Below are 25,935 nucleotides of genomic sequence, written 5' to 3'. Positions count from 1 at the left end.
ACGGCCGACGTGGGAAGATGGGACGCGTGTTGCGATGGACCACTGCTGGTGAATCACACGGCCGCGCCCTGGTGGCCGTGGTCGAAGGCATGGTCGCGGGCGTGCACGTCACCTCGGACGACATCGCCGGTCAGCTGGCGCGCCGACGTCTCGGGTACGGCCGCGGCGCCCGGATGAAGTTCGAGCAGGACCAGGTCACGATGCTTGCGGGGGTCCGGCACGGCGTCACGCTCGGCGGCCCGATCGCGATCGAGATCGGCAACACCGAGTGGCCGAAGTGGGAGACGGTGATGGCGCCGGATCCGGTCGACCCTGCGGAGCTGGCCGAAAGCGCGCGCAACGCGCCGCTGACCCGGCCCCGGCCCGGGCACGCCGACTATGCGGGCATGCTCAAATACGGTTTCGACGACGCCCGCCCGGTGCTGGAGCGCGCCAGCGCGCGCGAGACCGCGGCGCGCGTCGCCGCCGGCACCATCGCCCGGGCGTTCCTCTCCGAGGCCCTCGGCGTGGAGGTGCTGTCCCATGTCATCTCGATCGGCGGCTCCGACCCCTACGACGGCCCGCCGCCGCAGGCCGCCGACCTCGCGGCGATCGACGCCAGCCCCGTGCGCGCCTACGACAAGGACGCCGAGAAGTCGATGATCGATGAGATCGAGGCGGCCAAGAAGGACGGCGACACGCTGGGCGGCGTCGTCGAGGTCGTCGCGAACGGCCTTCCGGTCGGACTGGGTTCCTTCACCAGCGGTGACAACCGGCTGGACAGCCAACTCGCGGCCGCGGTGATGGGCATCCAGGCGATCAAGGGCGTCGAGATCGGCGACGGCTTTGCGACCGCGCGCCGTCGCGGCAGCGTCGCCCACGACGAGATGTATCCGGGACCGGACGGCATCATGCGCTCGACGAACCGCGCGGGCGGACTGGAAGGCGGGATGACCAACGGCCAACCGCTGCGCGTCCGGGCGGCGATGAAGCCGATCTCCACGGTGCCGCGCGCCCTGGCCACCGTCGACATGTCCACCGGTGAGGAGGCCGTCGCGATCCACCAGCGCTCCGACGTGTGCGCGGTGCCCGCCGCGGGCGTGGTCGTCGAGACCATGGTGGCGCTGGTACTGGCGCGCGCGGTGTTGCAGAAGTTCGGCGGCGACTCGTTGACCGAGACGCGCGCCAACATCGACAACTACCTGCGGGCGGTGGCTGAACGTGAACCCTCGCCGCATCGGGTCCAGGCTTCGGGCTGATGGCGCCCCGAGCAGTGCTGGTGGGGTTGCCCGGCTCGGGTAAGTCCACCATCGGGCGGCGGCTGGCCAAGGCGCTCGACCTCTCGCTGCTCGACACCGATGCCGCGATCGAGGAGACCACGGGCCGCACAATCGCCGACATCTTCGCCACCGACGGCGAGCAGGAGTTTCGCCGGATCGAGGAAGAGGTGATCCGCTCGGCGCTGCAGACCCACGACGGCGTGCTGTCGCTGGGCGGCGGCGCGGTGACCACACCCGGTGTGCGCGAGGCGCTGGCCGGTCACACCGTGATCTATCTGGAGATCAGCGCCGCCGAGGGGGTACGCCGGACCGGCGGAAGCACCGTGCGTCCACTGCTCGAAGGTGGTGATCGCAGCGAGAAGTTCAAAGCGCTGATGTCCGAACGGGTTCCGCTGTACCGCCAAGTGGCGACGCTGCGGGTCAACACCAACCGGCGCAACCCGGGCGCGGTGGTGCGCTACATCGTGGCCCGCCTCGAGAACCCCGAAACCTCCCACCCTCCGCGACGCAAGCGCCGCTCGCCGTGGCGCAGGGGGCCGTCGCAGCTGACCGCCGAACCCAGTACCGAGGCCCCGCCGTCCCCGGCGGCGGTCGCCGCCCGCAATCCGAAGGCCAACCGTGACTGAGCCCGTGACCATAGACGTCCTCGTCGACCCGTCCTACCCGGTGATCGTCGGCACCGGACTGCTCGGCGATCTCGAACGCGTGCTCGAGGGCAGGCACAAGGTGGCGATCCTGCACCAGCCGACGCTTGCGCAGACCGCCGAGGTCATTCGAAGCACCCTGGCGGACAGTGGGATCGACGCACACCGCATCGAGATCCCGGACGCCGAGAAGGGCAAGGACCTGCCCGTCGTCGGGTTCATCTGGGAAGTGTTGGGGCGCATCGGGGTCGGCCGCAAGGACGCGATCGTCAGCCTGGGCGGGGGAGCGGCCACCGATGTGGCCGGGTTCGCCGCGGCGACCTGGCTGCGCGGAATCGACATCGTGCACGTGCCCACCACGCTGCTCGGCATGGTCGACGCCGCGGTCGGCGGAAAGACCGGCATCAACACCGACGCGGGCAAGAACCTGGTCGGCGCGTTTCACCAGCCGGCGGCCGTGCTCGTCGACCTCGCGACGTTGGAGACGTTGCCGCGCAACGAACTCGTGGCGGGTATGGCCGAGATCGTCAAGGCCGGTTTCATCGCCGATCCGACGATCCTCGACCTGATCGAGGCCGATCCCGACGCGGCGCTCGACCCGACGGGCACCGTGCTGCCCGAACTGATCCGCCGCGCGATCGCGGTCAAGGCCGAGGTGGTGGCCGCCGACGAGAAGGAGTCGCAACTGCGCGAGATCCTGAACTACGGCCACACCCTTGCCCACGCGATCGAACGCCGCGAGCGCTACCAGTGGCGGCACGGCGCTGCTGTCTCGGTGGGGCTGGTGTTCGCCGCCGAACTCGGCCGGCTCGCAGGCAGACTGGACGACGAAACCGCCGAGCGACACCGCTCCGTGCTCACCTCGCTGGGACTCCCCGTCAGCTATGACCCCGACGCGTTCGGCGAATTGCTGGAGAACATGGCCGGTGACAAGAAGACCCGCGCCGGTGTGCTGCGGTTCGTCGTGCTCGACGGTCTGGGCAAGCCCGGGCGCCTGGAAGGGCCCGACCCGTCGCTCCTGGCGGCGGCCTACGCAGAGATAGGGCGGTGACGTCATGACCCAGACCGTGCTGGTGCTCAACGGCCCCAACCTCGGCCGGCTGGGCCGGCGCGAACCCGACGTCTACGGCAGCACCACCCACGACGAGCTGGTGGCGCTCATCGACCGCGAGGCCGAGACTCTCGGTCTGAAGGCCGTTGTGCGCCAGAGCGATAACGAGGCCGACCTGCTGGGCTGGATTCATGCGGCCGCCGACGCGGGGGATCCGGTGATCATCAACGCCGGTGCGCTGACGCACACGTCGGTCGCCCTGCGCGACGCGTGCAGCGAACTCCGCGCGCCCCTGATCGAGGTGCACATCTCAAATGTGCACGCGCGCGAGGAGTTCCGGCATCATTCGTACCTGAGCGCGGTGGCCACCGGGGTGATCGTCGGGCTCGGGGTGCAGGGTTACCTGTTGGCCCTGCGGTATCTGGCCAGCATGGGTGAGGATCCGCGTTCGTCGGTGCTGGCCACCGAGTAGCAGATCGCCGTCGAGATCACGGTCGGCAACACGAGGGTGAGCACCAGCACGCAGATGACGATTGCGGGGTTCGGCGCCGTGAGCCAGGCCTCGGGGATGCGGGCCAGGCTGACGGCGAGCCAGGATCCGACGATCGCGAGCACCACGGTGCCGATGGTCGCGAACTTGATCGACCGAAGCTCAAGCAGCGTCGGTTCGGCGGTGTCGGCCAACGACTTCCGCAACGTCCGGGTGCGCAGGTACACCAGCACGAAATCGGCGATGACGAACGCCGCGGCCGCGACGACGATGGTGCCCTCGACCCACACCGCGGGCCGGTGGCCCCACATGAAGCGCAGATAGTCGATCGAGGTCTCGGACACGATCAGCGTCGCGGTCATCGCGGCCGCGAAGGTCAGCCAGCCTCCGAGTTCGGCGAGGAAGCAGTACGCGCGCACGTCGGCGGGGTCCTGGTCGCTCACCTTGTTGACGGCGTGACTGGCCAGCATCCAGCCGAGCCCGCCGAACAACGCCGCCGCACCCGCGGCCAGCATCCCGGTCGACACCGCACCCTGAGTCCAGGCGATCGCGCAGGTGGCCCGGCGCGATCCGTCGGGCACCTGGGTCCCGGTGATCAAGCTGAACAGGAAGCTGTCGAGCATCAGGACCAGAACGGCCGAGGAGAACAACGCGAGGGTGTGCACGCCCTCGCGGCTGTTCTTGTCGAACAGCAGGGCGATCGCGGTGATCAGGAAGCCGCCGAGCACCCCGGCGAGCTGTGAGTTCGACGCCGCGGACGACAGCACACTCCATTGGTCGGACGTGCAGAACTCGTCCGGATTCACAGGGGAAACTACAGAGCGCTTGGCCCGGCGCTAGACCCGGTCGTCGCGGGGCGCGGTCTGGGTGGTCTCGTCGCTGCCCGGTTGGCTGACGGCGGCGAACACGTCGGTGTCCGCGCGGTCGTCGTCACCGGCGCGGTGCAGGTGCGGGGTCTGGTCGGCCTTGCGGTCGACGAGCCAGCGGCCGAGCGCCACCCCCGCGAGCGCGAACAGGAACACCAGCAGCGCGGTGAAGGCCGCGAAGGTGGTGAGTTCGTTGACGAGCGCCTCCACGTAGAGCGCCTTATAGAACAGCGAGATGAACCAGGCCACCGCGCCGCTGACGATCCCGGCGAACAGGCCGGCCAGCAGCCAGATCATCGCCAGGTCTCCGCGGCGGTCCGGGTCCGGATTGGCGCGGGCGTCGGCGCGTCCGTCGACGAACCCCCAGAGGAACACCGCGACGGCGTACAGAACGACCAGCACGACACTGATCAGTCCCGCCTTGGTCTCCCACGCGTTGATCAGCGCGCCCTGCAGCAATCGCACGATCACCATCAGGGCCGCGAACACCAGTCCGCGCAGCAACCACTTACTCATGGGGCCTCACCTTAGCGAGTAGCGTCATCGACCGTGACTATTTCACAGCGCCGGGACCGGCTGCGCGAGCGGCTGGCCGAATCCGGAATCGATGCCATGTTGGTATCGGACCTGGTCAACGTGCGCTATCTGAGCGGGTTCACCGGCTCCAATGCCGCGCTGCTGGTCAAGGTGGATGACGAAACGCCGGTGTTGGCGACCGACGGGCGCTACCGCACGCAGGCGGGGCAGCAGGCGCCCGACGCCGAAATCGTGATCGAGCGGGCCTGCGGACCGCATCTGGCGGGTCGTGCCGCCGCCGACGGAGTGCGCCGGCTGGGCTTCGAGAGTCACGTGGTGACCGTCGATGCGTTTTCGGCGCTGACGAAGGCCGCCGGCGAGCGGACCGAACTGGTGCGCGCCGCCGGGACCGTCGAGGCCCTGCGCGAAGTCAAGGACGCCGGCGAGGTCGCATTGCTGCGGCTGGCATGCGAGGCGGCCGACGCGGCACTGCGGGACCTGGTCGACCGGGACGGGCTGCGGGCCGGGCGCAGCGAGAAGGAGGTCGCCCGCGAACTGGAATGGCTGATGCTCGAGCACGGCGCCGACGGTCCGTCGTTCGAGACGATCGTGGCGGCCGGGCCGAACTCGGCGATCCCGCATCACCGGCCCACCGACGCCGCGCTGGCCGCCGGTGACTTCGTCAAGATCGACTTCGGTGCATTGGTGAGCGGCTACCACTCGGACATGACCCGGACCTTCGTGCTCGCACCGATCGCGGACTGGCAGCACGAGATCTACGCGTTGGTGTCCGCCGCGCAGAAGGCCGGTCGCGAAGCGTTGGCGCCGGGAGTCGCGTGCAAGGACGTCGACGCGGCATCGCGGCAGGTCATCGCCGATGCCGGTTACGTCGAGAACTTCACCCACGGGCTCGGCCACGGCGTGGGGCTGCAGATCCACGAAGCGCCGGGAATCAGCGGCGCGTCTGTCGGTACACTGCTTGCTGGCTCCGCGGTGACTGTGGAGCCCGGTGTCTACCTGCCCGACCGTGGCGGTGTCCGGATCGAGGACACGCTCGTCGTCGGAAACGACACTCCAGACTTGCTCACCCGGTTCCCCAAGGAACTGGCCATTCTCTGACAGGAGTACTACCAACGTGGCAACGACCGCCGACTTCAAGAACGGGCTCGTCCTGGTGATCGACGGCCAACTCTGGCAGATCATCGAGTTCCAGCACGTCAAGCCGGGCAAGGGGCCGGCCTTCGTGCGCACCAAGCTCAAGAACGTCGTCTCCGGCAAGACCGTGGACAAGACCTACAACGCCGGGGTGAAGGTCGAGACCGCGACGGTCGACCGGCGCGACGCGACCTATCTGTACCGCGACGGTACGGATTTCGTGTTCATGGACTCCGAGGACTACGAGCAGCACCCGCTGCCCGAGTCGCTGGTCGGCCGCGCCGCCGGGTTCCTGCTCGAGAGCATGCCGGTGCAGATCGCCTTCCACGACGGCAACCCGCTCTACCTCGAACTGCCGGTGACCGTCGAGCTCGAGGTGACCCACACCGAGCCGGGCCTGCAGGGCGACCGCTCCAGCGCGGGCACCAAACCCGCGACCGTCGAGACCGGTGCCGAGATCCAGGTGCCGCTGTTCATCAACACCGGCGACAAGCTCAAGATCGATTCGCGCGACGGCAGCTATCTGGGTCGGGTGAATGCCTGACCGGGGCGAGAGGAGCGCAGCGGAGCGACGGGGTGAGTGACCTGAGGGGCGAGCGGGAGCGCAGCGGAGCGACGGGGTGAGTGACCGCAAAGGCGATCGGGGAAGGCATCAGGCCCGCAAGCGCGCCGTCGACCTGCTCTTCGAAGCCGAAGCGCGCGGCCTCACCGCAGCGGAGGTGGCCGATGCGCGAAATGCGTTGGCCGAGAGTCAGTCCGACGTTTCGCCACTGAATCCCTACACCGTGACGGTGGCCCGGGGGGTGACGGAGCATGCCGCACACATCGACGATCTGATCGCCGCCCACCTGCAGGGGTGGACGCTCGAGCGGTTGCCCGCGGTCGATCGCGCGATCCTGCGGGTCGCGGTGTGGGAGCTGCTGCACGCCGACGACGTTCCCGAACCGGTGGCAGTGGACGAGGCGGTCGAACTCGCCAAGCAGTTGTCCACCGACGACTCACCGGGTTTCGTCAACGGAGTGCTCGGTCAGGTGATGCTCGTGACGCCGCAGATCCGAGCCGCCGCTGCGGTCGTGCGGGGTGAGGGTAGCGGGAAATAGGTGATGCCCACACCGCAGGATTGGGCGCCGTACTCGAGCGTCGACGAAGCGGCCAGGGTGTATCTCCGCGACCCCGAACTCGCGCTCGACCAACTGCGGCCGGTGGTGGACCTGCCGATCATCAAGTCGTTCATCATGTCGCGCGGCTACATCGACGAGCCGTGGGGCGAGGAGGACCAAGCCCTGTGGCAGGAGGTCGTCCTCACCGACGGGCACCGGTTGATCATGTGGCGCGCCGATGACGAGATGTCGTCGACCGACCGCGACCGTCGCGTCCTCAACGCATCGGTGCGCACGATCCTGCTGTCGACGATCACCGATCACGTGCTCACGACCGAGTACGAGGTACTCGACGACGGCACTCGGCGCCTGTCGGAGGTGAGGTTGCGGATGTACACCCAACTGATCACCCGCGTACGGCAGAAGTCGGCCACCGAGTCAGACATCTACTGCGAGTCGTTCCGCTACTACAAGTCCGTCGACAACGGTGGGCTCGCTCAAATGCAACGGCTGCTGCAGTTCGGCCGGGTCCTCTCGCGCAGCATGCAATAACCCCAACTTTCGTTCACCGCGATTGTTAATCGGTCGCCGCAGTGCTGGTGGCGCATACGCGTGCTTCGGCGCAGTTTCACCTGGTAGCCGCCCGGTGCGGGCGGCGCATTGAACGTCACCGTTTCGAGGCGATGTCGGGCACCGCGCGACGGCTCGCCCACGCCCCTAGCGTGTTCGGCATGTCGCAGCCCGAGCCGACGCCCCTGCGCCGGCCCCGCGCCGATCGCGCCAGGCAGGTCGCCGATGTGTTGCGGCACCAGATCCACGCGGGCGCCTTCGACGGCGGCCTGCCCGCCGAACACGATCTGGCGGCCGAGTTCTTTGTGTCCCGCAACACGATTCGCGCGGCGCTCACCGTTCTCAAGAACGAGGGGCTGATCGATCGCGGGCCCAAGGTCGGCACCCAGGTGGCGGTGCGGAAGTACGACCACGGGCTCGACGCACTGGTGGGGTTGAAGGAGACGTTCAAGGACTACGGCGAGGTTCGCAACGAGGTCCGCGCGGTGCAGCGCCTGTCCGCGCCTCCCGCGGTCGCCCGCAGGCTGCGGCTGCAACCGGGCGAGCAGGTCGTCTTCATCGAGCGGCTGCGTTATCTCGGCGACCTTCCCCTCTCACTTGATTTGACGTACCTGGCCCCCGACATCGGGGCCGAGGTGGTGACGTACCCGTTGGAGACCAACGACGTGTTCGCACTCATCGAACAGGTCAGCGGTCACCGGCTGGGCGCGGCGACACTGGCGCTGGAGGCGGTTTCGGCCGACGCCCACTCCGCGGCGACGCTGCAGGTGCCCGACGGCGCGGCCCTGTTGATGCTCGAACGACTCACCAGTCTCGACGACGGCCGGCCCGTCGACCTGGAGTACATCCGCATGCGCGGTGACCGAATCACCATGCGCGGCAGCCTGATGAGGAGCAACCCGTGACACTGATCAACCAACGCGCCGATGTGCCCGTGACGATCGACGAGTCGTTGTGCATCCAGGGCTGCACGCTGTGCGTCGACATCTGCCCGCTCGACTCGCTGGCGATCAACCCCGACAACGGCAAGGCCTTCATGCATGTCGACGAGTGCTGGTACTGCGGTCCCTGTGCGGCGCGCTGTCCCACCGGCGCCGTCACCGTCAACATGCCCTACCTGATCCGCTGAGGACCCCCCACCATGACCAGACCATTCATCCGCCTGGCCGCGTTGGCCGCCGGGCTCACCGTCGCGGCCTCGGGCTGCGCGCTCGACTCCGCGTCCGATTCCTCCGACGTCGTCAACGTCGTCGTCGGATACCAGTCCAAGACCATCAACACCGTCACCGCAGGCACGCTGCTGCGCGCGCAGGGATACTTGGAGCGTCGACTCGGCGACATCGGCGAGCGCACCGGTACCGAGTACCGCGTGACGTGGCAGGACTACGACACCGGAGCGCCGATCACCGCACAGATGGTCGCCGAGAAGATCGACATCGGATCCATGGGCGACTATCCGATGCTGATCAACGGATCCAAGACGCAGGCCAACGAGCGCGCCCGCACCGAGATCGTCTCGGTGACGGGCTACAACCCCAGGGGCGCACTGAACATGGTTGTCGTCAAACCGGATTCACCGGCGCAGACGCTGACCGACCTCAAGGGCCAGAAAGTTTCGGCCAGCGTCGGGTCGGCGGGCCACGGCATGCTGGTGCAGGCGCTGTCGCGAGCGGGCGTGGACCCCACCACCGGGGTCGAGGTGCTCAACCAGCAACCGCAGGTCGGCGCTTCGGCCCTGGAATCCGGTCAGGTACAGGCACTCTCGCAGTTCGTCGCCTGGCCCGGGCTGCTCGTCTTCCAGGACAAGGCCAAGCTGCTCTACGACGGCGCCGAGCTGGACTACCCGACCCTGCACGGGGTGGTCGTGCGGCGTGCCTACGCGGCCGAGCACCCAGAGGTGCTCGATGCCTTCCTGCAAGCGCAGCTGGACGCGACCGAATTCCTCAACGACCAACCGTTGGAGGCCGCGCGGATCGTCGCCGAGGCCAGCGGGTTGCCGCAGGAGGTGGTGTACCTCTACAACGGTCCCGGCGGCACGTCGTTCGACACGACGCTCAAGCCGTCGCTGATCAAAGCGCTCGAAGGTGATGTGCCGTATTTGAAGTCGATCGACGACTTTGCCGACCTGGACGTGGCCGGCTTCGTCGAGGACGCTCCGCTGCGCGCCGCGTTCGACGAGCGCGGCCTCGACTACGACGAGGCGGTGGCGGCCACGGCCAACCCGTCGCTGATCAAGGGCACCGACCCCGTCTGCAACACCGCGGTGACCGATCCCGCCCAGGCCGGTGAACTGTGGCTGGACGGCGCCGACGCCACACAACCGGCGGCGACGCCCGGGTGCCTGCTCAAGGCCGTTCGTGAGGCCACCGCCCACGGGACGACCATCCGCGCCGCCTACGTGCCCGACACCGAGTTCGGCACCCGCTGGTTCGCCGACAAAGCGATCTGGGTGAAGGACGGCCAAGATTACCGGCCGTTCGCCACCCCCGGCGGTGCGCAGCGGTTCATCGTCGCGCATCCCGGTAGCGCCGCGGTCGACTACGAGCAGGCGTTGGCAGGTGCGGCATGACGACCGTGGCCGAGGTGATCGAATCCCCGGTGCGCGTCGAGGCCGCATCGGTGCGCGACGGGAAGTCGGTGCTCTGGCGCCGCCGGTCGGTACGGGTGGGGTCCGTCGTCGCGGCCGTGGCGCTCTGGCAGGTGTTGACGGCCAACGATGTTCGCGCGTGGCTGCGCTTCGACACCCTCCCGACGGTGACCGAGGTCGCCACCGCGCTCACCGGCCGGCTGGGCACCCAGAACTACTGGCTCGACCTCGGGCAGTCGCTGATCCGGATCCTGACCGGGTTCGGGCTTGCCGCACTCGTCGGTGTCATCACCGGCATCATGCTCGGCCGATCGACGGTGTTCGCCGACGTGTTCGGACCGCTCGCCGAGCTCGCCCGACCCATCCCGGCCATCGCCATGGTGCCGGTCGCGATCCTGTTGTTTCCCACCGACGAGGCGGGGATCGTCTTCATCACGTTCCTCGCGGCGTATTTCCCGATCATGGTCAGCACGCGTCACGCGGTCCGCGCACTCCCGACCATCTGGGAGGACTCGGTCCGTACGTTGGGCGGCAGCCGCGCCGATGTGTTGCGCCGGGTCGTGCTACCGGGAATCCTGCCGGGTCTGTTCGGCGGCCTCTCGGTCGGCATGGGCGTGGCGTGGATCTGTGTGATCTCGGCCGAGATGATCTCCGGCCGACTGGGTGTCGGGTACCGGACGTGGCAGGCCTACACGGTTCTCAACTACTCCGACGTGTTCGTCGGCATCATCACGATCGGGGTGCTGGGTTTCACGACGGCTGCCGCGGTCGAACTGATCGGCAGGCGAGCGACGCGCTGGCTGCCGCGCGCCGAGGAGAACATTCGATGACCGTCACCGTCGCCCCGGAGACGCTGCAGGGCTTGCGGCTGCAGCTCGAGGACGTCCGGTTGTCCTACACCGGCGAACCCGTCGTCGACGGCCTGAGCCTCGACGTGCGCCCAGGGGAGATCCTGGTGCTCACCGGACCATCAGGGTGCGGCAAGTCGACGGTGCTGCGCGCGCTCACCGGGCTGTTGCGACCGGACTCCGGCCGAGTGCTCGCCGACGGCGCCGAGGTCGCGACGACGTCACGCGACCGGGGCATGGTGTTCCAGGACAGCGCTTTGTTGCCCTGGCGCACAGTGCGATCCAACATCGAACTGGCGTTGCAGCTGCGCGGTGTACCGCGGTCCGGACGACGCGAACGCGCCGAGCGGTGGATCGACGAGGTGGGGCTTTCCGGATTCGCCGATTACCTGCCCAAGAGCCTGTCGGGCGGTATGCGTCAACGCGTGCAACTGGCGCGTGGGCTGGCGGGTGCACCGCGGGCGGTGATGATGGACGAGCCGTTCGCCGCGCTGGATACCCAGACGCGGGCGGCGATGCAGCGCCTGCTGATTCAGACGTGGCAGGCGCACCCGACCACTATCGTGTTCGTCACCCACGACGTCGACGAGGCGCTGATCATCGGCGACCGTGTCGCGGTGCTGGGCCGGGTGGGCCAACCGCTGCGCGCGCTCGTCGATGTGCCCGAACCGCGGGTCGCCGACGCCGTCCGTTCCGAAGCACGTACCGAAATCCTTGCTGCTCTTCACTATTCCTCATGAACATTCCTGAACTCGCCGACACCGTTCGGCTCGACTGTGACGTGCTGGTCATCGGTGGCGGAACCGCGGGCACCATGGCCGCGCTCACCGCCGCTGAACACGGCGCTGCGGTGCTGCTGTTGGAGAAGGCGCACGTGCGGCACTCCGGCGCGCTCGCGATGGGGATGGACGGTGTGAACAACGCCGTGATCCCCGGCAAGGCGACACCGGAGGACTACGTCGCCGAGATCACGCGCGCCAACGACGGAATCGTCAACCAGCGCACCATCTATCAGACGGCGACCCGCGGGTTCGCGATGGTGCAGCGGCTCGAGCGGTACGGCGTCAAGTTCGAGAAGGACGAACACGGCGAGTACGCCGTGCGCCGGGTGCACCGGTCCGGCTCCTACGTCCTGCCCATGCCCGAGGGCAAAGACGTCAAGAAGGCGCTGTACCGGGTGCTGCGGCAGCGGTCGATGCGCGAGAAGATCCGCATCGAGAACCGGTTGATGCCGGTGCGGGTGCTCACCGACGACACCGGACGCGCCGTCGGCGCGGCCGCGCTCAACTCGCGCACCGGCGAATTCGTCGCCGTCGGTGCGAAAGCGGTGATTCTGGCCACCGGTGCGTGCGGGCGGCTGGGGCTGCCGGCATCGGGCTACCTCTACGGCACCTACGAGAACCCGACGAACGCCGGCGACGGTTACTCGATGGCATACCACGCCGGCGCCGAGCTGTCCGGGATCGAGTGCTTCCAAGTCAATCCGCTGATCAAGGACTACAACGGACCGGCGTGCGCCTACGTGGCCAACCCGTTCGGCGGGTACCAGGTCAACGCGCTCGGGGAGCGGTTCGTCGACTCCGACTACTGGTCGGGGCAGATGATGGCCGAGGTCAAACGCGAGATCGAATCGGCCCGCGGCCCGATCTACCTGAAGGTCTCGCACCTGCCCGACGAGACGCTCGGCGCGCTCGAGAACATCCTGCACACCACCGAGCGGCCCACCAGGGGCACCTTCCACGCCAACCGCGGGCACGATTACCGCACCCACGACATCGAGATGCACATCTCCGAAATCGGCTTGTGCAGCGGGCACTCGGCCTCGGGCGTGTGGGTCGACGAACATGCGCGGACCACGGTGCCGGGACTGTACGCGGCCGGCGATCTGGCGTGCGTACCGCACAACTACATGATCGGGGCCTTCGTCTACGGCGACCTCGCAGGCGAGCACGCGGCGTCCACACTCGCCGACGTCGCCCTGCCGGCGGCCCTTCCGCAGGGTCAGCTGCGCGAGGCGCACGACCTCGTCTACCGCCCGCTGCGCCATCCCGAGGGACCGCCGCAGCCGCAGGTCGAGTACAAACTGCGCCGCTTCGTCAACGACTATGTGGCACCGCCGAAGACGGCCACCAAGCTGTCGATCGCCATCGAGACCTTCGAGCGCATGCGCGACGAGATCTCCGAAATGGGCGCCACGACACCGCACGAGCTGATGCGCGCCGTCGAGGTCTCGTTCATTCGTGACTGCGCCGAAATGGCGGCGCGTTCGTCGTTGACGCGCACCGAATCTCGGTGGGGCCTCTACCACGACCGGGCCGACCTGCCGCAGCGTGACGATGAAGGTTGGCGGTATCACCTGAACCTGCGCAAGGATTCCGACGGGTCCATGGCGTTCGTCAAACGGCCCGTGGCACCGTATTTCGTGCCTGTACCCGATCTGGAGCACCTGCCCTCCGATGATCCGGTCACGCACGTCCACCAGCCACCGATCGCTATCGGCCGGGCTCCCGCTGACGGCGCATCACGGATCCGGCGCGCCGCGCCTGCCCAGCCGCCGTCGCCGCGTATCGCCGCGGTGCTCGCGCTCGAGTTGCCGTCGGTCCCGGAGCTGGCCGAGTTCCTCGCCGACGCCGATGCAGGCGTGCGGCGCACCGCGGTGGCCACGCTTGTGGAGCATCTGCCCGATGGATACGAGGCGCCGCTGATCGCCGCACTGGCTGATACCGATGCCGGCGTCCGGCGGGCCGCCGCCGACGGGGTGCGCGAGTTGGTCGAGGTGCTGAGCTCCCCGGAATCTGTTGCAGCGCACGTCCAGTCGTCGGATCCGGCGGTGCGCGCGGTGACGATCTACCTCCTGTCGTCGCGTCGTGTGGGTACCGAGGACGTGTATCGTCGCGCCCTCGGCGACGTCGATCACCGCGTGCGGATCGAGGGCGTGCGCGCGCTGGTGTCGGTCGACGACGCGGACGGGGTGGCGGCGGCCGCCGGTGACGACAACCGTGAGGTCCGCATCGCGGCGGCCAACGGACTGGCGACGCTCGGCACGGGCGTCGACGCCGTGCGCCGGTTGGTGCGCGACACCGACCCGCTGGTCCGCGCGGCGGCGCTCTCAGCGCTCGGCGCGGTCGGGTGGGGCGGCGATGACGAGCCGGGCGTGCGCGAAGCGCTCACGGCGCCGGCCTGGCAGGTACGCGAAGGCGCGGCGCGCGCCCTTGCGGGCGCCGCACCGGCCGTCGCCGTTCCGGCGTTGTCGGGGGCGCTGACCGATCAACACCTCGACGTCCGCAAGGCCGCGGTGCTCAGCCTGAGCCGTTGGGTGGCCTCCGAACAGGCGGCGCGGGACGCATTGGAGATCGCGCTCAAAGACGGCGACGCCGACGTACGTGCCTACGCCCGGCAGGCCTTGGCGCGCGCGGGCTACGACACGGACATCGCCGGATAATCCGGCAGCTCGATCGAATCGGCCGTCGTGAACCACAGCCGTGCGGCCACCGGCCGAAAAGGCCAGCGCTGCATCCATTTCATCACCGCCGCATTGACCGCGATGTCGGACTCCGACATCGGTGCGTACCGGTCGATCGTGTTGTTCAACTTCTGGCAGGTATCGACATATGGGCGCATTCGCGATTCGTATCGCGCCAGTGCGTCGGGCAGGCCGTCGGCCTCGAACGAACTCGCCGGGCCCAGTTCACCCGCGAGAAGATAGGCGCCGACCAGGGCAAGGCTCGTGCCCATACCCGACAGCGGCGATGCGCAGTATCCGGCATCACCGACCAGGGTGACGCGTCCCGTCGACCAGGACGGCATGTGGATCTGGGCGAAGGAGTCGAAGTAGAAGTCGTCGGCTTCGTCGGCCGCGGCCAGCAGCGCGTCGCATTCCCACCCGGCGCCTGCGAACCGCTCGGCGAGGATCTGGCGTTGTTGGTCGAGGTCGTGCCGGTCGTACTCGATGGGTTCGGACCGAAAAGCCAGGCCGGCCTTGGCGATTGCAGGGTCGTGGGAGGGGCGCATCGAGGCGTTGAGGCCGCCGGGCGCCTGGTAGAGCAGATACCAGCCGTCGAGTCCGACGCTGTCGGGTGCGGAGAACCACGCGTTGTACCCGCCGATCGGCTTGACGAACTGGTCCTCGGGACCGAAAGCCAGGCGGCGCACCGCCGAATGCGGACCGTCGGCCCCGACGACGAGGTCGGCGTGCAGCACCGAACCGTCGGTCAGCGTCGCCTCCATTCCCGCATCGCCTTCGCGGAGTTCGGAAATCCGCTGTCCGAAACGGTATTCGACCGAGTCTCGGGTGGCCTGGTAGAGCACCTCCACCAGATCGCCGCGCAGGATTTCCAGCTTCGATACCAGACCGTTGCCGCCGAACGCCGTCACCGGCATCTCGGCACGTCTGCTGCCGTCTGAACGCACCCAGGCCGCACCGCGTTGCTCGAGTGCGCGGGCCCGCATCTGGTCGATCAAGCCCATGCGCTCGACGACGTCGCCACCCGCGCCCCGCAGATCGACCGTCTGGCCGCCGGGCCGGACACCCGGCGCGACCTCCACGACGATGACGCGATATCCGTTGCGCGTCAACCAGAACGCCAACGACGGCCCGGCGATCCCGGCACCACTGATCAGGACGGTCTGCTGGGTCACCCCGCCAGACTAAACGGTCAGATGTCGAGCGCCTGGTAGGTCCGGCGGACGAATTTCGGCTGGGCGCTCTGCAGTTTGGCTATCGAGGTGTTGCCCGCGATCGCGGCCATGTCGACGTTGATGTCGGGCAGGTTCTGGATCAGGTAGATCAGGATCAGGTCCGCCGACGGGTCGGCCTGCCACCAGGTGCCATACGCGCCGGGCCAGCTGAACGTGCCCAGCCCGCCGGGTCCGAACAGCGGACGGGATTTGGCGGGATCGGTCACCACCGACAGGTTCAACCCGAATCCGCGGCCGACCCAGAACGGCGCGCCGAGGAAGTTCTGGCGCTTCTGCTCAACGGTCAGCCGGTCAGTGCGCATCAGTCGCACGGATTCCTCGGACAGCACCCGGACGCCGTCCAGCGTGCCGCCGGCCAGCAGCATCCGCGCGAAGCGCAGGTAGTCGTCGACGGTCGACCACAGGCCGGCACCGCCGGTGCAGAACGGCGGATCGGTGATCGGCGCGGGCCCCATCACGTCGTGCTGCAGGGTGTTGTCCTTGTCGAGCTTGTACATCGTCGCGGCGCGGTGTCGTCGCGACGTGCCCACCGAGAACCCGGTGTCGGGCATCTGCAGCGGCTCGAAGATCCGTTCGCGCAGGATGTCGGAAAGCGGTTTGCCCTCGATCCGCGACATCGCGATGCCCAGCACGTCGGTGGCGTGGCTGTAGGTGAGCCGGTCGCCGGGCTGGTGCACCAGCGGTAGGGCGGCCAGCTCGGCCAGCCAGCGGTCCTGATCCTGGCGGAACGACATCCGGCCGTACGCGCGGCTCAACGGACCCAACACCGAGAACGCATAGGCCAGGCCGCTGCGGTGCGTCATCAGGTCGTCGAACGTGATGAGGCGCCGGGCGGTCGTCGTCTTCTCGAGGTCACCCTGCGGGTCGACAAGAACGTGCATGTCGGCGAGTTCGGGCACCCACGTGGCGATCGGGTCGGTGAGCGCGAAGCGGCCTTCCTCGACAAGACTCATCGCGGCCGCGACCGTCACCGGTTTGGTCATCGAGGCGATGCGGAAGATCGTGTCCCGCTGCATCGGTAGTCCGGCGTCGACGTCGCGGTGCCCCAACTCGTTGACCTGGAGTACTTCACCGGCGTGCCACACCAGGGTCACCGCCCCGGCGAGGAGCCCGGCGTCGATCGCCTCGCGGATGGACGCGTGGTTGCCGTCGAGTTTCATCGCGGCAAGCCTACTGACGCGCCGGTGCGGGCAGGCCCCTTCGTGGCGCGACCGGACCACGGCTGTCCGGGTGCTAAGCTTCCCCGCAGTTTCGACGTCCTTTAAGGAGCCGTCCAGAGAGGCGGAGAAGGAGGTCAGAGTCGCTTGGGCGCGCATGAAGGCTCGTCGGGCACCGACCGGGAGCTGATGTCCGCAGCGGACGTCGGCCGCACCATCTCCCGCATCGCCCACCAGATCATCGAGAAGACCGCACTCGACGGTGCCCCCGGCGATGCCAAGGCCCCGCGCGTCGTCCTGCTCGGCATCCCCACCCGGGGCGTGACGTTGGCCACCCGGCTCGCCGAGAAGATCAAGGAGTTCTCCGGCGTCGTCGTTCCTCACGGCGCGCTGGACAACACGCTGTACCGCGACGACCTCGACTTCAAGCCGCCCCGTGCTCTCGAGGAGACCTCGATCCCCGAGGGCGGGGTCGACCAGGCCCTGGTCATCCTCGTCGACGATGTGCTCTACACCGGCCGCTCGGTGCGCGCGGCACTGGATGCTCTGCGCGACATCGGCAGACCGAAGGCGGTGCAACTGGCGGTGCTGGTCGACCGCGGTCACCGGGAGCTGCCGCTGCGCGCCGACTACGTGGGCAAGAACGTGCCCACCGCCCGAACCGAGAACGTCAAGGTCCGGTTGGTCGAAGACGATGGCCATGACCGCGTGTCCATCGCGCCGTACGGAGGTCCGATCAGGTGAAGCATCTGCTCTCGGCGGCGGATCTGTCGCGCGACGATGCGCTGGCGATCCTCGACAATGCCGACCACTTCAGCCAGGCCCTGCTCGGTCGTGAGGTCAAGAAGCTGCCCACCCTGCGGGGCCGCACGATCATCACGATGTTCTACGAGAACTCGACCCGCACCCGGGTCTCCTTTGAGGTCGCGGGCAAGTGGATGAGCGCCGACGTGATCAACGTCAGCGCCTCGGGATCGTCGGTGTCCAAGGGTGAGTCGCTGCGCGACACGGCCTTGACGCTGCGCGCCGCGGGAGCCGATGCGCTGATCCTGCGTCACCCCGCCTCGGGAGCACCGCAGCAACTCGCCGAGTGGACGGCCACCCCGGACGGGCACGGTCCTGCGGTGATCAACGCCGGCGACGGTACCCACGAGCACCCCACCCAGGCGCTGCTCGACGCGTTGACCATCCGTCAACGCCTCGGCGACATCGAGGGCAAGCGGGTGGTGATCGTCGGCGACGTGCTGCACAGCCGGGTCGCCCGCTCGAATGTGCTTCTGCTGCACACCCTCGGCGCGGAGGTGGTGCTGGTCGCACCGCCGACGTTGCTGCCGGTCGGGGTCGCCGACTGGCCGGTCACGGTGTCGCACGACCTCGACGCCGAACTGCCGCTGGCCGACGCCGTGCTGATGCTGCGGGTGCAGGCCGAGCGCATGAACGGCGGATTCTTCCCGTCGGCGCGGGAGTACTCGGTGCTCTACGGCTTGTCCGAGAAGCGCCAGGCGCTGCTTTCGGGCAACGCGGTGGTGTTGCACCCGGGCCCGATGGTCCGGGGTATGGAGATCGCGTTCTCCGTCGCCGACTCGCCACAATCAGCTGTGCTGCAACAGGTTTCGAACGGCGTGCACATCCGGATGGCGGTGCTGTTCCACCTCCTGGTGGGCGCCGAGAAGGAGGCCATCAGCGTATGAGCACGCTGATACGAGGGGTCCGGCTCTACGGCGAGGGCGATCCCGTCGACGTGCGGGTGTCCGAAGGACAGATCGCCGACATCGGTGCGGAACTTCAGATTCCCGACGATGCCGATGTCGTCGACGCCACCGGCCAGGTGCTGCTGCCCGGCTTTGTCGACCTGCACACCCACCTTCGTGAGCCCGGCCGCGAGTACGCCGAGGACATCGAAACCGGTTCGGCCGCAGCGGCTCTCGGTGGGTACACCGCGGTGTTCGCGATGGCCAACACCAACCCGGTGGCCGACAGCCCGGTGGTGACCGACCACGTCTGGCAGCGAGGTCAGCAGGTGGGTCTGGTCGACGTGCATCCCGTGGGCGCGGTGACCGTCGGGCTGGCGGGCGCCCAGCTCACCGAGATGGGCATGATGGCCGGCGGTGCGGCACAGGTGCGGATGTTCTCCGACGACGGAATCTGCGTGCACGACCCGCTGATCATGCGCCGCGCGCTCGAATACGCCACCGGCCTCGGCGTGCTGATCGCCCAGCACGCCGAGGAGCCGCGACTCACGGTCGGCGCCGTGGCTCACGAGGGCCCCAACGCCGCCCGGCTGGGGCTGGCCGGGTGGCCGCGCGCGGCCGAGGAGTCGATCGTCGCGCGTGACGCGCTGCTGGCGCGCGACGCCGGCGCGCGGGTGCATATCTGCCACGCCTCAACCACCGGCACCGTCGAGATCGTGCGATGGGCGAAATCACAGGGGATCTCGATCACGGCGGAGGTGACCCCGCACCACCTGCTGCTCGATGACGAACGGCTGGCCACCTACGACGGGCGTTACCGGGTCAACCCGCCGCTGCGTGAGGCCTCGGACGCGCGGGCGCTGCGCCAGGCGCTGGCGGACGGGATCATCGACTGTGTGGCCACCGATCACGCCCCGCACGCCGAGCACGAGAAGTGCTGCGAGTTCTCCGTCGCCCGTCCCGGCATGCTCGGATTGCAGACCGCGCTGTCGGTGGTGGTGGAGACGATGGTGCGCCCGGGGCTGCTGACCTGGCGGGACGTCGCGCGGGTGATGAGCGAGCGGCCCGCCGAGATCGTCGGGCTGCCCGATCAGGGCAGGCCACTGGAGATCGGCGAGCCGGCCAACCTGACCGTGGTGGACCCCGACGCCACGTGGACCGTCGAAGGTTCCGCTCTGGCCAGCCGCTCGGCCAACACGCCGTACGAGGCGCTCGAACTGCCCGCGGCGGTGACGCTGACGTTGTTGCGCGGCAAGGTGACTGCGCGGGACGGGAAGTGCCCGGCGTGAACTTCGAGCGAGTAGCGCGGGCGGATCGCGCATGAACACCGGTACGCTCGTGGGATCGCTGGTCATGGCCGCCGTCGTGGCCGTGCTCATCGCGGTGCTGATCCAGGCGATGATCCGCGGATGGCGTCGTCGCGCAGAGCGTCAGGCTGAACTGATCGGCACGCTGCCTGCGCTTCCCGACACCGTCGGGCCCGCGATCGTGCCCGCCACCAAGGGCCTGTACGTCGGCAGCACGCTGGCCCCACATTGGAACGACCGAATCGTGGTCGGCGACCTGGGCTTCCGCGCCAAGGCCGTGCTGACCCGTTACCCCGAAGGAATCATGTTGCAGCGCAGCGGCGCCCTGCCCATCTGGATCCCCGACGAGGCGATCACCGAGATCCGCACCGAGAAGGGGATCGCGGGCAAGGCGATGACGCACGACGGCATTCTCGCGATCCGGTGGCGGTTACCGTCGGGCACCGAGATCGATACCGGGTTCCGCGCCAACGACCGCCGCGAGTACTCGCACTGGGTGGAACAGGAGGCGGCGTGAGGGCAACAGGCAAGGCTGTTCTTGTGCTCGAGGACGGCCGCGTCTTCACGGGCACGACGTTCGGCGCGGTCGGGCAGGCGCTCGGTGAGGCGGTGTTCTCCACCGGTATGTCCGGCTATCAGGAGACGCTCACCGATCCCAGCTACCACGGGCAGATCGTGGTCGCGACGGCACCGCAGATCGGCAACACCGGATGGAACCACGAGGACGCCGAGAGTCGCGGCGACAAGATCTGGGTGGCCGGTTACGCCGTGCGCGACCCCTCGCCGCGGGCCTCGAACTGGCGGGCCACCGGCACACTCGACGAAGAACTCGAACGTCAGGGCATCGTCGGCATCGCGGGTATCGACACCCGCGCGGTGGTGCGCCACCTGCGCAGTCGGGGGTCGATGAGGGCCGGGTTGTTCTCCGGGTCGGCGCTCGCGGACCCCGACGAGCTGCTCGAGCGGGTGCGCAGTCAGCCCGGCATGCTCGGCGCCAACTTGGCCGGAGAGGTCAGCACCGACGCCTCCTACGTGGTGGAACCCGAAGGGCCACAACGGTTCACGGTCGCCGCCATCGACCTTGGCATCAAGACCAACACCCCCCGCAATTTCGCGAGGCGCGGTATCCGCAGCCACGTGCTGCCCGCGTCGGCGACCTATGAGCAGATCGCCGACCTGAAACCCGATGGCGTGTTCTTGTCCAACGGGCCTGGCGACCCCGCCACCGCCGACCACATCGTGGCCGTCACCAAAGAGGTGCTCGGCGCGGGTATTCCGCTGTTCGGCATCTGCTTCGGCAACCAGATCCTGGGCCGTGCGCTGGGGCGCTCGACGTACAAGATGGTGTTCGGCCACCGCGGGATCAACGTGCCGGTGATCGACCATCAGACCGGGGCGGTCGCGATCACCGCGCAGAACCACGGTTTCGCCCTCGAGGGCGAGGCGGGGGAGCGCTTCGACACCCCGTTCGGCGAGGCGATCGTGAGCCACACGTGTGCCAACGACGGCGTCGTCGAGGGCATCAAACTCGTCAGTGGGCTGGCCTTTTCGGTGCAGTACCACCCGGAGGCCGCGGCGGGACCGCACGATGCGAACTATCTGTTCGACCAGTTCGTCGACCTGATGGCAGGGGAAAACAAGTGACGTCGTCCGCGGTGAGCGACCGCTGTTGTACGGATGGACGCGGAGTGTCGTGTGCAGACACGGTCTTTGGCGGCACAAGGGGGGCGCGGTAAATGCCTAAGCGCAGCGACCTCAACCACGTCCTGGTGATCGGCTCCGGGCCGATCGTGATCGGTCAGGCGGCCGAGTTCGACTACTCCGGCACCCAGGCGTGCCGGGTGCTGCGCGCCGAGGGGTTGCAGGTCAGCCTGATCAACTCGAACCCGGCGACGATCATGACCGACCCCGAATACGCCGACCACACCTACGTGGAGCCGATCACGCCGGCGTTCGTCGAGCGGGTGATCGTGCAGCAGGCCGAGCGCGGGAACAAGATCGACGGTCTGCTGGCCACGCTGGGGGGCCAGACGGCGCTGAACACCGCCGTCGCGCTGTCGGAGTCCGGTGCGCTGGCCAGACACGGGGTGGAGCTGATCGGCGCGGACTTCGAGGCCATCCAGCGCGGCGAGGACCGGCAGCGGTTCAAGGACATCGTCGCCAAGGTCGGCGGCGAATCCGCCCGCTCCCGAGTGTGTTTCACGATGGAGGAGGTGCGCGAGACCGTCGAGGACCTCGGCCTGCCGGTGGTGGTGCGTCCCTCCTTCACGATGGGCGGGCTGGGCTCGGGCATGGCGTACTCCGCCGAGGACGTCGAGCGGATGGCCGGCGACGGGCTCGCGGCCTCGCCGAGCGCCAACGTGCTGATCGAGGAGTCGATCTTCGGCTGGAAGGAATACGAACTCGAGTTGATGCGCGACGGCCGCGACAACGTGGTCGTGGTGTGCTCGATCGAGAACTTCGACCCGATGGGTGTGCACACCGGTGACTCGGTCACCGTCGCGCCGGCCATGACGCTCACCGACCGCGAATACCAGACCATGCGCGACCTGGGCATCGCGATCCTGCGCGAGGTCGGCGTCGACACCGGCGGCTGCAACATCCAGTTCGCCGTCAACCCGGCCGACGGTCGCCTGATCGTGATCGAGATGAACCCGCGGGTGTCGCGGTCGAGTGCGCTGGCGTCCAAGGCAACCGGCTTCCCGATCGCCAAGATCGCGGCGAAGCTGGCCATCGGCTACACGCTCGACGAGATCGTCAATGACATCACCAAGGAGACCCCGGCCTGTTTCGAGCCGACGCTCGACTACGTCGTCGTCAAGGCCCCGCGTTTCGCGTTCGAGAAGTTCCCCGGGGCCGACGGCACGCTGACCACCACCATGAAGTCGGTCGGCGAGGCGATGTCGTTGGGACGCAACTTCATCGAGGCGCTCGGCAAGGTGATGCGCTCGCTGGAGGCCGGGCGCGCCGGCTTCTGGACCAAGCCCGACCCCGACGAGGACACCGTCACCGTCGACGAGTTGCTGGCGCGGCTGGGCACCCCCTCGGACGGACGCCTGTACGACCTGGAGCTGGTGCTGCGCAAAGGCGCGACCGTCGAACAGGTGTCGACGGCCTCCGGGGTCGACCCCTGGTTCGTCGAGCAGATCGCCGGGCTGGTCGCGCTGCGCGCCGAAATCGTCGACGCGCCGGTGCTCGACGCCGACCTGCTGCGGCGCGCCAAGTACCACGGGTTGTCGGACCGCCAGATCGCCGCGCTGCGACCCGAACTCGCCGGTGAGGTCGGCGTGCGGGCGCTGCGCCAGCGGCTCGGTATCCACCCGGTGTTCAAGACCGTCGACACGTGTGCCGCCGAATTCGAGGCCAAGACCCCGTATCACTACAGCAGCTACGAGCTCGACCCCGCCGCCGAGACCGAGGTGGCGCCACAGACCGAGCGGCCCAAGGTGCTGATCCTCGGCTCGGGCCCCAACCGCATCGGGCAGGGCATCGAGTTCGACTACAGCTGTGTGCACGCCGCGACGACGTTGAGTCAGGCCGGCTTCGAGACGGTCATGGTCAACTGCAACCCCGAGACGGTGTCCACCGACTACGACACCGCCGACCGGCTCTACTTCGAGCCACTCACCTTCGAGGATGTGCTCGAGGTGTACTACGCCGAATCCGTCTCCGGCGCAGGCGGTCCCGGTGTGGTCGGCGTCATCGTTCAGCTCGGCGGCCAGACGCCGCTCGGACTGGCCGAACGCCTGCAGAACGCCGGCGTGCCGATCGTCGGGACCAGCCCCAAGGCAATCGATCTGGCCGAGGATCGCGGCGCGTTCGGCGAAGTGCTGACCAACGCGGGCCTTCCCGCACCGCGGTTCGGCCTGGCCACCAGCTTCGAACAGGCGCGGCGGTTCGCCGCCGAGATCGGATATCCCGTGCTGGTGCGGCCGTCCTACGTGCTCGGCGGTCGCGGTATGGAGATCGTCTACGACGATGAGACCCTACAGGGCTACATCACTCGGGCCACCGAACTCTCGCCCGAGCATCCCGTGCTGGTGGACCGCTTTCTCGAAGACGCCATCGAGATCGACGTCGACGCGCTGTGCGACGGGTCCGAGGTCTACATCGGCGGCATCATGGAACACATCGAGGAAGCCGGGATCCACTCCGGCGACTCCGCGTGTGCGCTGCCGCCGGTGACGTTGGGTCGCAGCGACATCGAGGCCGTGCGACGTGCCACCGAAGCAATAGCCCACGGTATCGGCGTGGTGGGCCTGCTCAACGTGCAGTACGCGCTCAAGGACGATGTGCTCTACGTGCTGGAGGCCAACCCCCGCGCCAGCCGCACCGTGCCGTTCGTCTCCAAGGCCACCGCGGTGCCGCTGGCCAAGGCGTGTGCGCGGATCATGCTCGGCGCGACGATCGCCGAGCTGCGCGAGGAAGGCGTGCTGGCGCGCACGGGGGACGGGGCGAGCACCGCCCGCAACGCTCCCGTCGCGGTCAAGGAAGCGGTCCTGCCGTTCAACCGGTTCCGCAAACACGATGGCACGCAGATCGACTCGCTGCTCGGCCCGGAGATGAAGTCGACGGGCGAGGTGATGGGTATCGACCACGACTTCGGAAGCGCTTTCGCCAAGAGTCAGACCGCCGCCTACGGGTCCCTGCCGCTCGAAGGCACGGTGTTCGTGTCGGTGGCCAACCGCGACAAGCGTTCGCTGGTGTTCCCCGTCAAACGGCTCGCCGATCTCGGGTTCCGGGTCCTGGCCACCGAGGGCACCGCGGAGATGTTGCGGCGCAACGGGATTCCCTGTGAAGAGGTGCGCAAGCACTTCCAGGAAGCCAGCGCGGACAGGCCGGCTTCCTCCGCCGTCGACCTGATCAAGGCGGGCGAGGTGGACATGGTGATCAACACCCCGTACGGCAACTCGGGTCCTCGCGTCGACGGTTACGAGATCCGCTCGGCGGCAGTGGCGAACAGCATTCCGTGTGTGACGACGGTGCAGGGCGCCTCGGCGGCGGTTCAGGGCATCGAGGCCGGGATCCGCGGCGACATCGGCGTGATGTCGCTGCAGGAACTGCACAGCGTGCTGGGGCCGTGACGGGTTTCGGTCTGCGGTTGGCCGATGCGGTGGCCCGGCGTGGACCGCTGTGTCTGGGCATCGATCCGCACCCGGAGTTGATGCGCGCGTGGGGATTGGGCGCCGACGCCGATGGATTGCGCCGGTTCTGTGACGTGTGCGTGGCCGCGTTCGCCGATTTCGCTGTCGTCAAACCGCAGGTCGCGTTCTTCGAGGCGTACGGCGCCGCCGGTTTCGCGGTGCTGGAGCACACCATCGCCGCGCTGCGCGAGGCGGGAGTGCTGGTGCTCGCCGACGCCAAACGCGGCGACATCGGCTCCACGATGGCCGCATACGCCGCGGCTTGGGTGGGTGATTCGCCGCTGGCCGCCGACGCGGTGACCGCATCGCCTTACCTGGGCTTCGGCTCGCTGCAACCGCTGATCGAGACGGCGATGGCCAACGACCGCGGAGTGTTCGTCCTCGCGGCCACCTCGAATCCCGAAGGCGCGTCCGTGCAGCGCGCCGATGCCGGGGGTCGCACCGTCGCGCAGTCGATCGTCGACGCCGCCGCGGCGGTCAACCGCACCGTGTCCGCGCGACCCGGCCCGGTGGGTGTCGTGGTCGGGGCCACGCTGGCCGAACCGCCCGACGTCAGCGCGCTCGCCGGACCGGTTCTGGTCCCGGGTGTCGGCGCCCAGGGCGGGCGTCCAGAGGCGTTGAGCGGGCTCGGAGGGGCCCAGTCGGGCCAGTTACTGCCCGCGGTGTCCCGCGAGGTGCTGCGCGCGGGTCCGGACGTGGGCGCGGTGCGCTCAGCCGCGGGCAAAATGCGCGACGCGGTCGCCTATCTGGCCTGACACACCCGCAGACGGTGTAACACCGGCAACGTCAGTCTCAGCTGTCACAGCAGTCACAAACTGGCTGGTCGCGACACGCCCGAAAGCTGATGACCAG

General features: G+C 68.6%; 25 protein-coding genes. 21 read left to right on the top strand and 4 right to left on the bottom strand.

Features of this window, described 5'->3' with window-relative positions:
- Window positions 1-26 precede the first annotated feature (26 nt).
- The 4 genes from aroC to aroQ are packed head-to-tail and all read left to right on the top strand — an operon-like array spanning window position 27 to window position 3,426.
- On the top strand, window positions 27-1,238 hold the full coding sequence (gene aroC, locus RMCN_RS13860; RefSeq protein ID WP_067391109.1) for a chorismate synthase: 1,212 nt from the start codon (window positions 27-29) through the stop codon (window positions 1,236-1,238).
- Window positions 1,238-1,885, top strand: a complete 648-nt coding sequence (locus tag RMCN_RS13855; protein WP_064350774.1) for a shikimate kinase — start codon at window positions 1,238-1,240, stop codon at window positions 1,883-1,885. The genes aroC and RMCN_RS13855 overlap by 1 nt, the downstream gene beginning before the upstream one ends.
- Entirely contained in the window at window positions 1,878-2,954 is a 1,077-nt protein-coding gene (aroB, locus tag RMCN_RS13850; protein WP_067390047.1) for a 3-dehydroquinate synthase, read from the top strand. Before RMCN_RS13855 ends, aroB begins: the two co-directional genes overlap by 8 nt.
- 4 nt (window positions 2,955-2,958) lie before the next feature.
- Window positions 2,959-3,426 carry a type II 3-dehydroquinate dehydratase gene (gene aroQ, locus RMCN_RS13845; protein ID WP_067390044.1) on the top strand — a complete coding sequence of 156 codons (468 nt, stop codon included), beginning with the start codon at window positions 2,959-2,961 and terminating at the stop codon, window positions 3,424-3,426.
- Here aroQ and RMCN_RS13840 read toward each other — a convergent pair.
- Both RMCN_RS13840 and RMCN_RS13835 read right to left on the bottom strand, forming a co-directional pair.
- On the bottom strand, window positions 3,354-4,250 hold the full coding sequence (locus tag RMCN_RS13840) for a hypothetical protein (protein ID WP_067390040.1): 897 nt from the start codon (window positions 4,248-4,250) through the stop codon (window positions 3,354-3,356). The genes aroQ and RMCN_RS13840 overlap by 73 nt on opposite strands.
- Before the next feature lie 30 nt (window positions 4,251-4,280).
- Entirely contained in the window at window positions 4,281-4,826 is a 546-nt protein-coding gene (locus tag RMCN_RS13835; RefSeq protein WP_067390038.1) for a B-4DMT family transporter, read from the bottom strand.
- A 33-nt stretch (window positions 4,827-4,859) separates the two neighbouring features.
- Between RMCN_RS13835 and RMCN_RS13830 the strand changes: the two genes are divergently transcribed.
- The 10 genes from RMCN_RS13830 (at window position 4,860) to RMCN_RS13785 (ending at window position 14,528) form a co-directional block, all read left to right on the top strand.
- Complete coding sequence (locus RMCN_RS13830) at window positions 4,860-5,945, top strand: M24 family metallopeptidase (RefSeq protein ID WP_067390035.1); 1,086 nt, start codon at window positions 4,860-4,862, stop codon at window positions 5,943-5,945.
- A 16-nt stretch (window positions 5,946-5,961) separates the two neighbouring features.
- Window positions 5,962-6,525, top strand: a complete 564-nt coding sequence (gene efp / locus RMCN_RS13825) for an elongation factor P (RefSeq protein WP_064350768.1) — start codon at window positions 5,962-5,964, stop codon at window positions 6,523-6,525.
- Window positions 6,526-6,601: 76 nt separating this feature from the next.
- On the top strand, window positions 6,602-7,081 hold the full coding sequence (gene nusB, locus RMCN_RS13820) for a transcription antitermination factor NusB (protein WP_067390031.1): 480 nt from the start codon (window positions 6,602-6,604) through the stop codon (window positions 7,079-7,081).
- A gap of 3 nt (window positions 7,082-7,084) precedes the next feature.
- Window positions 7,085-7,633, top strand: a complete 549-nt coding sequence (locus tag RMCN_RS13815) for a hypothetical protein (RefSeq protein WP_064415908.1) — start codon at window positions 7,085-7,087, stop codon at window positions 7,631-7,633.
- A 179-nt stretch (window positions 7,634-7,812) separates the two neighbouring features.
- Window positions 7,813-8,556, top strand: a complete 744-nt coding sequence (locus RMCN_RS13810) for a GntR family transcriptional regulator (protein ID WP_067391106.1) — start codon at window positions 7,813-7,815, stop codon at window positions 8,554-8,556.
- Complete coding sequence (locus RMCN_RS13805; RefSeq protein WP_064350766.1) at window positions 8,553-8,780, top strand: 4Fe-4S dicluster domain-containing protein; 228 nt, start codon at window positions 8,553-8,555, stop codon at window positions 8,778-8,780. The genes RMCN_RS13810 and RMCN_RS13805 overlap by 4 nt, the downstream gene beginning before the upstream one ends.
- A gap of 12 nt (window positions 8,781-8,792) precedes the next feature.
- The gene (locus tag RMCN_RS13800; protein WP_067390027.1) at window positions 8,793-10,220 is read left to right on the top strand and encodes an ABC transporter substrate-binding protein; all 1,428 of its coding nucleotides are present in this window, start codon (window positions 8,793-8,795) and stop codon (window positions 10,218-10,220) included.
- Complete coding sequence (locus RMCN_RS13795; RefSeq protein ID WP_084377392.1) at window positions 10,217-11,068, top strand: ABC transporter permease; 852 nt, start codon at window positions 10,217-10,219, stop codon at window positions 11,066-11,068. Before RMCN_RS13800 ends, RMCN_RS13795 begins: the two co-directional genes overlap by 4 nt.
- Window positions 11,065-11,826, top strand: coding sequence for an ABC transporter ATP-binding protein (locus RMCN_RS13790; protein ID WP_067390024.1), 762 nt, complete (start codon window positions 11,065-11,067; stop codon window positions 11,824-11,826). The genes RMCN_RS13795 and RMCN_RS13790 overlap by 4 nt, the downstream gene beginning before the upstream one ends.
- The gene (locus tag RMCN_RS13785; protein WP_067390020.1) at window positions 11,823-14,528 is read left to right on the top strand and encodes a fumarate reductase/succinate dehydrogenase flavoprotein subunit; all 2,706 of its coding nucleotides are present in this window, start codon (window positions 11,823-11,825) and stop codon (window positions 14,526-14,528) included. Before RMCN_RS13790 ends, RMCN_RS13785 begins: the two co-directional genes overlap by 4 nt.
- Here RMCN_RS13785 and RMCN_RS13780 read toward each other — a convergent pair.
- Both RMCN_RS13780 and RMCN_RS13775 read right to left on the bottom strand, forming a co-directional pair.
- Entirely contained in the window at window positions 14,504-15,724 is a 1,221-nt protein-coding gene (locus tag RMCN_RS13780; protein ID WP_067390017.1) for an FAD-dependent monooxygenase, read from the bottom strand. The two genes, RMCN_RS13785 and RMCN_RS13780, sit on opposite strands and share 25 nt — an antisense overlap.
- A gap of 17 nt (window positions 15,725-15,741) precedes the next feature.
- Window positions 15,742-16,944, bottom strand: a complete 1,203-nt coding sequence (locus RMCN_RS13775) for a serine hydrolase domain-containing protein (RefSeq protein WP_067390014.1) — start codon at window positions 16,942-16,944, stop codon at window positions 15,742-15,744.
- A 144-nt stretch (window positions 16,945-17,088) separates the two neighbouring features.
- On the opposite strand from RMCN_RS13775, the gene pyrR reads away from it, so the two are divergent.
- The 7 genes from pyrR to pyrF all read left to right on the top strand — a co-directional run bounded on the left by pyrR (window position 17,089) and on the right by pyrF (window position 25,838).
- Complete coding sequence (gene pyrR, locus RMCN_RS13770; protein ID WP_064415722.1) at window positions 17,089-17,685, top strand: bifunctional pyr operon transcriptional regulator/uracil phosphoribosyltransferase PyrR; 597 nt, start codon at window positions 17,089-17,091, stop codon at window positions 17,683-17,685.
- A complete protein-coding gene (locus tag RMCN_RS13765) occupies window positions 17,682-18,632 on the top strand; it encodes an aspartate carbamoyltransferase catalytic subunit (RefSeq protein WP_067390010.1) in 951 nt (316 codons plus the stop codon). Before pyrR ends, RMCN_RS13765 begins: the two co-directional genes overlap by 4 nt.
- Window positions 18,629-19,921 carry a dihydroorotase gene (locus tag RMCN_RS13760; RefSeq protein WP_067390006.1) on the top strand — a complete coding sequence of 431 codons (1,293 nt, stop codon included), beginning with the start codon at window positions 18,629-18,631 and terminating at the stop codon, window positions 19,919-19,921. The genes RMCN_RS13765 and RMCN_RS13760 overlap by 4 nt, the downstream gene beginning before the upstream one ends.
- Before the next feature lie 31 nt (window positions 19,922-19,952).
- Complete coding sequence (locus RMCN_RS13755) at window positions 19,953-20,456, top strand: PH-like domain-containing protein (protein WP_067390003.1); 504 nt, start codon at window positions 19,953-19,955, stop codon at window positions 20,454-20,456.
- The gene (gene carA, locus RMCN_RS13750; RefSeq protein WP_064415718.1) at window positions 20,453-21,583 is read left to right on the top strand and encodes a glutamine-hydrolyzing carbamoyl-phosphate synthase small subunit; all 1,131 of its coding nucleotides are present in this window, start codon (window positions 20,453-20,455) and stop codon (window positions 21,581-21,583) included. Before RMCN_RS13755 ends, carA begins: the two co-directional genes overlap by 4 nt.
- 92 nt (window positions 21,584-21,675) lie before the next feature.
- The gene (gene carB, locus RMCN_RS13745; RefSeq protein WP_067390000.1) at window positions 21,676-25,023 is read left to right on the top strand and encodes a carbamoyl-phosphate synthase large subunit; all 3,348 of its coding nucleotides are present in this window, start codon (window positions 21,676-21,678) and stop codon (window positions 25,021-25,023) included.
- Window positions 25,020-25,838 carry an orotidine-5'-phosphate decarboxylase gene (gene pyrF, locus RMCN_RS13740; protein ID WP_067389997.1) on the top strand — a complete coding sequence of 273 codons (819 nt, stop codon included), beginning with the start codon at window positions 25,020-25,022 and terminating at the stop codon, window positions 25,836-25,838. The genes carB and pyrF overlap by 4 nt, the downstream gene beginning before the upstream one ends.
- Window positions 25,839-25,935: the final 97 nt, after the last annotated feature.

Source organism: Mycolicibacterium novocastrense, from assembly GCF_001570485.1.
GTDB lineage: Bacteria > Actinomycetota > Actinomycetes > Mycobacteriales > Mycobacteriaceae > Mycobacterium > Mycobacterium novocastrense.
Note: the sequence above shows the minus strand (reverse complement) of the source record. Positions and strands in the feature narration are given on the sequence as shown.

Excerpts from the sequence above, each read along its gene's own strand:
- RMCN_RS13810 (WP_067391106.1), top strand. The coding sequence starts at position 7,813 with ATGTCGCAGCCCGAGCCGACGCCCCTGCGCCGGCCCCGCGCCGATCGC.
- RMCN_RS13835 (WP_067390038.1), bottom strand. The coding sequence starts at position 4,826 with ATGAGTAAGTGGTTGCTGCGCGGACTGGTGTTCGCGGCCCTGATGGTG.
- aroQ (WP_067390044.1), top strand. The coding sequence starts at position 2,959 with ATGACCCAGACCGTGCTGGTGCTCAACGGCCCCAACCTCGGCCGGCTG.
- RMCN_RS13815 (WP_064415908.1), top strand. The coding sequence starts at position 7,085 with ATGCCCACACCGCAGGATTGGGCGCCGTACTCGAGCGTCGACGAAGCG.
- carB (WP_067390000.1), top strand. The coding sequence starts at position 21,676 with ATGCCTAAGCGCAGCGACCTCAACCACGTCCTGGTGATCGGCTCCGGG.
- RMCN_RS13755 (WP_067390003.1), top strand. The coding sequence starts at position 19,953 with ATGAACACCGGTACGCTCGTGGGATCGCTGGTCATGGCCGCCGTCGTG.
- RMCN_RS13775 (WP_067390014.1), bottom strand. The coding sequence starts at position 16,944 with ATGAAACTCGACGGCAACCACGCGTCCATCCGCGAGGCGATCGACGCC.
- RMCN_RS13800 (WP_067390027.1), top strand. The coding sequence starts at position 8,793 with ATGACCAGACCATTCATCCGCCTGGCCGCGTTGGCCGCCGGGCTCACC.
- RMCN_RS13790 (WP_067390024.1), top strand. The coding sequence starts at position 11,065 with ATGACCGTCACCGTCGCCCCGGAGACGCTGCAGGGCTTGCGGCTGCAG.
- RMCN_RS13855 (WP_064350774.1), top strand. The coding sequence starts at position 1,238 with ATGGCGCCCCGAGCAGTGCTGGTGGGGTTGCCCGGCTCGGGTAAGTCC.
- RMCN_RS13760 (WP_067390006.1), top strand. The coding sequence starts at position 18,629 with ATGAGCACGCTGATACGAGGGGTCCGGCTCTACGGCGAGGGCGATCCC.
- RMCN_RS13795 (WP_084377392.1), top strand. The coding sequence starts at position 10,217 with ATGACGACCGTGGCCGAGGTGATCGAATCCCCGGTGCGCGTCGAGGCC.
- RMCN_RS13785 (WP_067390020.1), top strand. The coding sequence starts at position 11,823 with ATGAACATTCCTGAACTCGCCGACACCGTTCGGCTCGACTGTGACGTG.